Genomic DNA, 5,311 nt, shown 5'->3' with positions numbered 1-5,311 from the left:
AACCCACGCCACGCAGCCTTGCCCGGCTGATGGCGGCGCGGGCGTCTTGGCAGGGCTGCGCTCTGTTTCGCGGGCTTTCCGGTCTTTCTCGAGCTGGCGCTTCTGCCGCCTCGGGTACCACCTGCTGACTCCAGCGTCCAGGTGGTGTGTGGTTCGAAATCCGGTGTCTGACTTAGGCGGTCTCCGGCGGCCACGATCACACGGGTTACACGTATCCCCACCGGGGTTTCCTGTGGAATCAGCCGGATGCGTCGGGACTGCCACGTCCACAGGTCAAGCAGCCCCTTGGCCGTCCGTTCCTGCCAATCCGGCAGTGCGACGGACAGGGTCTCCTCTACCCGGCCGTCCCGGGATCTCCGCAGCCATTGGGGCAGGTCGTTGGAAAGCTGGGCACCGCCACTGGGCAGGTTGAGCAGAATGGTCTCGTAGAGAGTCCTCCCGACGGGCAGTACTACACCGAACTGGCCAAGCGGCCCGGTCGGATTACCGGTGGTCTTGCCGGCCTTGGCCTGGCTGTCCCCCACAACCCCGGTCTTGATGGCGGCCGTGTCCCAGCAGTGGGTGTGCAGCAGCCAGCGTGCCGCCTGAGCGGGAGTCAGCTCCAGCGAATCTCCCTCGGAGCGGCAGGCAAACAAGGGTACATTGTTCCCCGTCGCTTCGGTAGCCACCAGCAAAGCCGCACCCTTGGTCTCGTCCTTCGTCGTATGCAGGTCCGCCACCTGTGCGAACGGGTCCGTGGGATGGAAGAGGTCGAACAGGTCGCGGTACGCGTCGAGATAGCCGTTGAGCGTCTCGCGCTGCTCCGGGCTGAACGCGCCAGCATGAAAGAGCCTCGCCCATGCGCGGTTGTCCGGCACCCTACCGAGCGCATGCAGAACGATCGGCAGCAGGAGGTGCCGCAGGATGGCCGGTTTCTGCGTGGGCGCGTCCACCACCAGATCCTCGAAGTTCTCCGCCTCCATCAGCACCTGTCTCAGCGAGTACTCGGCCACCCGCCCCCCACCCACCGGGCGTGCGACCAGCCAGGGCTGATCAATAAGATTGAATAACAAATTGATCTCCATCGTAGGTTTGCCTGGCCAGACTACCGCTATAGCTTCTACAGGTCACCATTGATCCTCTCGGTGCAAATATAGCGAACGACAACCGACCAAATAACCCTGGAACATCATTCAGAACCCTTGATTGGAGGAGTCGAACCGGCGCAGGCCTGCGCCGACGCCGGTTAGACCCGAGTTCCGAATAACGCTCCTGGCCTTGCGGATACGGTGGCGGTGGCATCAACCGAATTATTATTGATCCCGCCAACGCCGAACTATCTTGACGGTCGCGGGGAGAGCTGGTGTACCAAAAAAGTTGACGCTCCTTTCAGGATTTCGTTTGCCCAGAGCAGCTCAGCGGTTTGCCGTTCCAAGTCTTGGATCCGCTCCGCGGTCTCAGCATGGTTGATCCACACTCGCAGTGACGCCGGGTGGATACCCAACCGCTGTGCAACGGTAGTGATCGAATAGCGGGCTTCGGTCGGCTGCTCCTCGCGGATCTTCCATACGAGGCGGACAGCGCGCTGACGCACCTCGTTCGGGTACTTGCTGGGCACGGCCACGCCCTGATCTTTTCATCGGGTAACTGTCTCTGTCTAGAGCGTACCCCTGCAAGCCAGCCGGACCCTCACCGGGTCCCTGGTACGAGTGCGAAGATGGCCCTAGGCCCCGCCACAGGTGGTCCATGATCTAGGGCGCCACCGGCGGGGATGGCCCGTGTCTGTGTCTGGTACGGCATCAGGGTGCCGAGTCGGCCCCGCGAACGCGGGGATCTGTCGGGTTCGCATGACGCTCACCCCGCCATGCGAACCCGACAGCCTCAACCAGGGCGACGCGCGGGACCGCTCGCCGCCACGACTTCCTGAACCAGGCCACGGTCGCCGTCATAGCGCAACATCTGGCCGTCAAGCACCGTACGGTGCGCTTCGTCCAGGACCAGGGCAAGGCTGTATCGCAACCACGGGTGCCCGTGCCATGCCGGGAGTGGACGCAGCTCGTTCAATGCGGGATCCGTGAAATTCACCGGAAGTCGAACTGTGGACCCGAGCACCTCATCCAGCAGATCGTGGGCCACGTCCCCGTTGGCTGTCAGAGGCCGTCCGGCCAACGTCCGGTAGATCCCCCCATCCCAAACAACCAGGATTACTTCTACGGAACGTGGTCCATCCCGCACCACGGCTTCAAGCGAGTTCTCGCCACTACCCGCGGAGGCACCAGCAAAGTGCAGGCCAGCCAAGGTGCTGTTCTCATGTTCACCGAGCCTGGTCAGCAGGTACGCGGACGCATGATCGGCACGGACCCGCTCCCCCGCCGCCCACTCCTGTCTCGCGGATTCCTCGGCCTCAGCCCACGCGGATGGGACCACATCCTCCTGATCGTCATACACCCGACGAACCAGTTCGGGCACCTGGCTTGGGATGGACCATTTACCGCCGACGCCCCCAGCACCGGATATCTCCCGCGACGCCCCGACCGCACTCAACACCTCCGCGGCCGAGCGCAGCAGCAGATACCGGCCATAGATCTTCTCACTGGCGGAGAGGATCGACGGTGCCTCTCCGTCGCCGGGGCTGAAACCGGTCACGACCACCCGCGGGAGGTGAACCGGAACTGGGCGCTTCACTCCCGAATGGCGATGGAGACGACCGATCCGCTGCAAGAGCAGATCGATGGTGGTCAGATCGGAAATCAACAGATCCACATCAACGTCAAAAGACTGTTCTGCTAATTGGGTGGCCACAAGTACAAGTCGCGAGGGGCGAGACGACCGGGTCGCTCCGGGTTTCCGGTTGGACTCCGGCTCCCGCTCCGGACCCAGAAGATCCAGGCACTGCCGTGTGCGGTCCGCACGATCCTGGACAGTCAGTTGTGCGTGCAGCAGCCGCACGTCGCCGCCGAAGCGTTCCCGTAAAACGACGTATGCCGACTGTGCACGCGCGACCGTGTTGCGGATCACCAGCGCACATCCGCCCTCGATCAACCGATCTTCAAGGAGATCGGCGACCGCGCGGTCGGCGGCATCCTGCGCGTCGATCTTCTCTTCCCGCGCCGCCCGCCTACCAAGGATCTTCTCTGGCAAGACTTCCACCCGGACCGGGAGGTCCGAACGCCAGGTAGGGGTGCTGTCGAGCAGAAACCGTGGCGTCGCCCCATCCGGATCGAGCCAGGCGGCTGTGAGGCAGGGGTAACCCTGGGGCTCAGGTGCCCCTTCGATCCGGTACTCTTCTTGGGATACTGCCCCCGCCAGGTACGCCTCGATCAGCTCGCGGCGTTGGCCGGGCGCCAGCGTCGCAGACAACAGAATCACCGGAACCCGGGCCTGCCCCAGCCAGCGCAGCCCCTCCTTGAGGAACTGCGACATATAGACGTCCGCAGCGTGCACTTCGTCCAGCACCACCACTTTGCCCGCAAGGCCGGCCATCCGCAGCATCACATGCTTGGTCCGGGTCGCCGCGAACAAAAGCTGGTCGATTGTCCCCACAACAAAGGGGCACAGGAGCCCTCTCTTGGCCCCCAGGAACCACTGAGCAGGCGCCTGCCGTTCCGGCAGCACGGTGTCCCACGCAGCCTCTGCACCGAAGGTCGCGGCATCACGGCCGAACGGGTCGTCATCAATACACATTCCGCACTCGTCCACGCTGCCGAATCGACGGTCCGGATCGGGTCCAGCCGCCTCCAGAAGCGCCTTCCACTCTTTGTTGAACATTCGTTTACCATGAAGCAATGCAACCTGGGCAGCCAGATCGGCATCGATCGTCGACAACCACGCACGCACTTCGCTGAACATCGGGTCACTTGTTGCCTGCGTCGGCATTCCAACAAAGATTCCGTCAGCTCCGAAGCGCGCCGCAAGCACCTCCGCCGCCGCCAGCGCCGTCTTCGTCTTACCCTCACCCATCGGGGCCTCGACCACCAACAAGCCGGGACCCTCCATCCGCCGCGCGGCCTCCACCACCATCACCTGTGAGGCCCGCGGAGGATGGCCGAACCGATCCTGAAAAAATTCCGGTCCGGGTACCGACACGGATCCCCAGCCCCGACGTAGGGCAAGCGCCTTCCATGCCGCCTCTGCACGGCGACGAGCCGAAGCCAGGCAGACTTTCCCCAGATCATCCTCACCCTTGAAATGATCCTCATCGCTGGCGATCCAGTCAGCCATCACCACGAGACCACTCAGGTGCAGCTGAGCTGCCCGCGACGGCACACGAACCGGCTTTACCGCCACCAGGTCCGCGAAGCCCAGTTCGCGGGTGAACACCTCCAGCACCGCTCTCTGAACCTCAGGCCACCGGCCCGTTCCCATTAACTGGCCCTTGCACTTTCTCTGCTCCTGAAGTTGACCATCGGACGGGAACACACCGTGATGACCGGCTACCAACGGCCAGATCCAGTCCACGTGTTCCGGCGGCCAACCGGCATCCGAAAGCAACCGGCGCACGAGGTTGCCCCCGGCCTTGTCGTGCCGCCACTTACTCTTCGCCGTTGTCGGCTCATGCCAGGTCAGCCCGGCCTGCTGGACGGCGCGTCCACCCTCAGACCACAGCCGCTGATGTACCGGTGTCGCCTTCCCGCAGTCGTGCACACCGCACAGCCACGCGAAGAACCGTCTCCCCCGTTCCGGACCGCCTGCGATTTCCCCCACCAGCGTCCGAGTGGAGGGCGCCAGGAAATGGTCCCAAATCTGTTCTGCCACGGCGGCGGTATCGAGCAGATGCGACAGAAGAAGATTCGTCTGGCCGCCGGCCCTCTCCTTCGACTTCCCCCACAGCACGCCCAGATACCGGGCCACCTCCGGTTCGAACCCTGACGTCAGATGCCCTTCCACCATAATGCGCTCCCGTGTCGACACCAGCCGCACCATAGCGACCGCCACCGACAACCTGCGACCAGCCCATGACGCGTCTCCCTGTTCCAGTCACCAGGTAGCCGGACAGGACCACCCAGAGACAGTTGGCAGACAATCGCGAACAGGATCTGGCACCCCCTGATAGGACGCCACCACGACAGCAATCGGATCATCCCCATGCCCCTGGCCTGCAAGCGCCTCAATTCGGCCACTACCAATATCGGACATTCCGGTCGCCCCTGCTGTCCGCGTCCACGAATCAAGCGGGGCATCAGTGAAGCTTGTGCCCCAGTCGGCGTGTCCGGGACCGCCTCTGGGAGCTGCTCGCTAGTCGTATCGGTGACGGGCAGGTGGTCCTTGTCGAGCCCGCTGCCAACGAGCAGGGCTGGGCTGTCCGTACCGCTGGTCGGGACCGCTGGCGTCC

Annotated in this window: 4 protein-coding genes; 1 reads left to right on the top strand and 3 read right to left on the bottom strand. The window is 63.8% G+C overall.

Annotated elements, in window-relative coordinates; genetic code table 11:
• The 3 genes from casA to cas3 form a co-directional block, all read right to left on the bottom strand.
• Positions 1–1,052, bottom strand: a 1,052-nt coding sequence (gene casA, locus U9980_RS21365; RefSeq protein WP_322769552.1) for a type I-E CRISPR-associated protein Cse1/CasA, incomplete at its 3' end; no start/stop codon positions are given.
• A gap of 263 nt (positions 1,053–1,315) precedes the next feature.
• Positions 1,316–1,597, bottom strand: a complete 282-nt coding sequence (locus tag U9980_RS28690; protein ID WP_416210347.1) for a transposase — start codon at positions 1,595–1,597, stop codon at positions 1,316–1,318.
• Positions 1,598–1,860: 263 nt separating this feature from the next.
• Positions 1,861–4,890, bottom strand: coding sequence for a CRISPR-associated helicase Cas3' (gene cas3, locus U9980_RS21360; RefSeq protein ID WP_322769551.1), 3,030 nt, complete (start codon positions 4,888–4,890; stop codon positions 1,861–1,863).
• Positions 4,891–5,168: 278 nt separating this feature from the next.
• Here cas3 and U9980_RS21355 point away from each other — a divergent pair.
• The coding region (locus U9980_RS21355; RefSeq protein WP_322769553.1) for a type I-E CRISPR-associated endoribonuclease Cas2 at positions 5,169–5,311 on the top strand (143 nt) is incomplete at its 3' end.

It is taken from the genome of Protofrankia sp. Cr1 (assembly GCF_963555865.1).
Lineage (GTDB): Bacteria > Actinomycetota > Actinomycetes > Frankiales > Frankiaceae > Protofrankia.
The sequence above is the reverse complement of the archived record's forward strand: the minus strand, read 5'-3'. Positions and strand labels throughout refer to the sequence as shown.